Origin of the sequence: Streptomyces sp. NPDC057963, assembly GCF_042887155.1 — a bacterium.
Lineage (GTDB): Bacteria > Actinomycetota > Actinomycetes > Streptomycetales > Streptomycetaceae > Streptomyces.
In genome coordinates this window covers 1-2,226 of record NZ_JBHVPX010000069.1, presented here as the reverse complement: position 1 = coordinate 2,226, position 2,226 = coordinate 1, and the positions used below count along the sequence as shown (strand labels likewise).

General features: G+C 64.2%; 2 protein-coding genes and 2 pseudogenes. 3 read left to right on the top strand and 1 reads right to left on the bottom strand.

All coding sequences use genetic code 11. From position 1 onward, the window contains the following. From ACFVT1_RS40965 to ACFVT1_RS40955, 3 genes and pseudogenes are all read left to right on the top strand, one after another. The coding region (locus ACFVT1_RS40965) for a transposase (RefSeq protein ID WP_389805862.1) at positions 1-327 on the top strand (327 nt) is incomplete at its 5' end. A gap of 799 nt (positions 328-1,126) precedes the next feature. Then, a complete protein-coding gene (locus ACFVT1_RS40960; RefSeq protein WP_389805859.1) occupies positions 1,127-1,738 on the top strand; it encodes a TlpA family protein disulfide reductase in 612 nt (203 codons plus the stop codon). Positions 1,739-1,742: 4 nt separating this feature from the next. Further along, positions 1,743-1,919 (top strand): annotated as a pseudogene (locus ACFVT1_RS40955) (cytochrome c biogenesis protein CcdA); the annotation flags it as partial. A 179-nt stretch (positions 1,920-2,098) separates the two neighbouring features. Here the strand turns inward: ACFVT1_RS40955 and ACFVT1_RS40950 are convergent. Continuing rightward, a pseudogene (locus ACFVT1_RS40950) lies at positions 2,099-2,226 on the bottom strand (IS5/IS1182 family transposase); the annotation flags it as partial.

Sequence of the window (2,226 nt, the reverse complement as noted above, 5' to 3'; positions counted from 1 at the left end):
GTGGCCGGTCTCCAGTCGAGACACGACCCCCACCGCGGCTGGAACTTCAAACCCCGCAAGCTCCACGCCGACAAGGCTTACGACATCCCTGAACTACGTAGATGGCTCCGTGGGAAGCGTATCGGCGTCCGCATCGCCCGCAAAGGAATCGAATCCAGCGAACGGCTCGGACGCCGAAGGTGGGTCATCGAACGCACCATGTCGTGGCTGACCGGCTACCGCAGACTCAACCACCGCTACGAACACCATCCCCGCAACTACCTGGCCTTCCTCGGACTCGCCGCCACCCACTGCTGCTACAAACAACTCCTCCGACTCACCACATAGGACACGGTCTTAAGAACTCTCGCTTCCGTGCCAGCGCCCGACCCGCACATCTACCGCCCGGTAACAGCAGGCACGCACACCATCTCTCCCTTCCAAGACAGCGAACCCCACCCCGAAACCGCCACTGCCCAGAGACAACACACCACCACCGACCGCCTCTCACCACCACTGCCCCAAAACCGGAAGATCGCAGCTGGCAGTCCTCGATCCGGCGGGCGGCGTTGCGTTCCGTCACCACCTGAAGCCCACAGCGTAGAAGGCGATACCAGCCGCACCATCCCCAACCATCGGCACCCAGCCCCTGCCACCACAGCCCCGACCAGCGACAACACACCCCGCGCCATACCGACCGGCAACCAACTGACCCGCACCATCACCAAAAACGTCAGCACCAGATCGGCATCCATGACAGCAGTCGAGCCACCCACGACAACCCACTGAACGGCAAAGAACCCACTACTCACTCACTGACATCACAACGCCGAACCACCACCGACAAAAACCCGCAGATCATCACATCTTGGTGCCGCCGCACGGGCACCGAAGGATCAGAAGTACCGTTCCCGAGACAGCGGCACGGGGCGGGGTGTACCGGCCCACGACAGCAACACCCCCGCACATACCACCCCACGTCAGCGGCCCGGTCCCCAGAGCCCACCGCCACCGGCACGAACACACCAACCTGACGTACCGTCACTGACATCCATCCACTGACACCAACCCGGCACATCGCAACGGGCTTTACGGGCACCGAGGGGGGTGCCCGAGATCGCCGAAACCGCCATGCGAAACTTTTCACATGAGCTATGGCCGGGCACCTCGACGCCGCTTCACCCTGCTCGCCGCCCCCGCAGCGGTCGTCGCACTCGCACTCACGCTGACCGCGTGCGGTGGCGACGACAACAAGACGGGTGGCGGTGGCAACACGAACTTCGTCACGGGCAGTGGCGGAATCTCCACCGTGGCCAAGGGCGACCGCAAAGCCGCCCCGAAGCTCGACGGCGAGACCCTCGAAGGCGAGAAGCTCGACGTCGCCGACTACAAGGGCAAGGTCGTCGTGCTGAACATGTGGGGCTCGCTCTGCGGGCCCTGCCGTCTGGAGGCCCAGTACTTCGCGAGGGTGGCGAAGGAGACGAAGGATAAGAACGTCCAGTTCGTCGGGATCAACACGCGCGACGCCCAGAAGGGCCCCGCGCTGAGCTTCGAGAAGGACTACGGGATCCCCTACCCGAGCCTCTTCGACCCGACCGGCAAGCTCATGCTCCGCTTCCCCAAGGGCACGCTGCGTCCGCAGGCCATTCCGTCGACCGTGGTGCTGGACCGGGACGGGAAGATCGCCGCCCGTTCCCTCGCCGCGCTCGACGCCGACAAGCTGCACAAGATGATCGACCCGCTGATCGCGGAGAAGTGATTCCGTGCACACCCTTGCCGCGCTCCAAGGCGAGAACCTGACCATCGTGAACGGGGCGCTGATCGTCGCCCTGCCCGTCGCCGTACTCGCCGGGCTCGTCTCGTTCTTCTCGCCGTGCGTCCTGCCGCTCGTCCCCGGTTACCTCAGTTACGTCACCGGCGTCAGCGGCACGGACCCAGCCGGCAACCAATCCCCCAAGGCGCCCCGGCTCTGTACGGCAATCTGAGCGCCGAACACAGACCGCCCCGAACCATGAAAAAGGCCCGGGCGGGTGATCGTCAGCGAGAGGCGTCCCCAGGCCCCTTGAGTGGTCGTCAGGAGCCTGTAGGTTCTCAGCCGCTGTGTCACTTATTGATCGTTTCAGAATGAGGTTCGGAGTCGTCTCAAGCAGACGATGCTGCGGGCGAGTTGGAGGAGTCCCAGATGGAGATCGGCTCGTATCTCGTAGCGGATCCGGAGCCGTTTGAACTGGTGGAGCCATGCGAAGG

Bases quoted from the DNA above. Each gene is read 5' to 3' on its own strand.
- ACFVT1_RS40960 (WP_389805859.1), top strand. From the start codon at position 1,127: ATGAGCTATGGCCGGGCACCTCGACGCCGCTTCACCCTGCTCGCCGCC.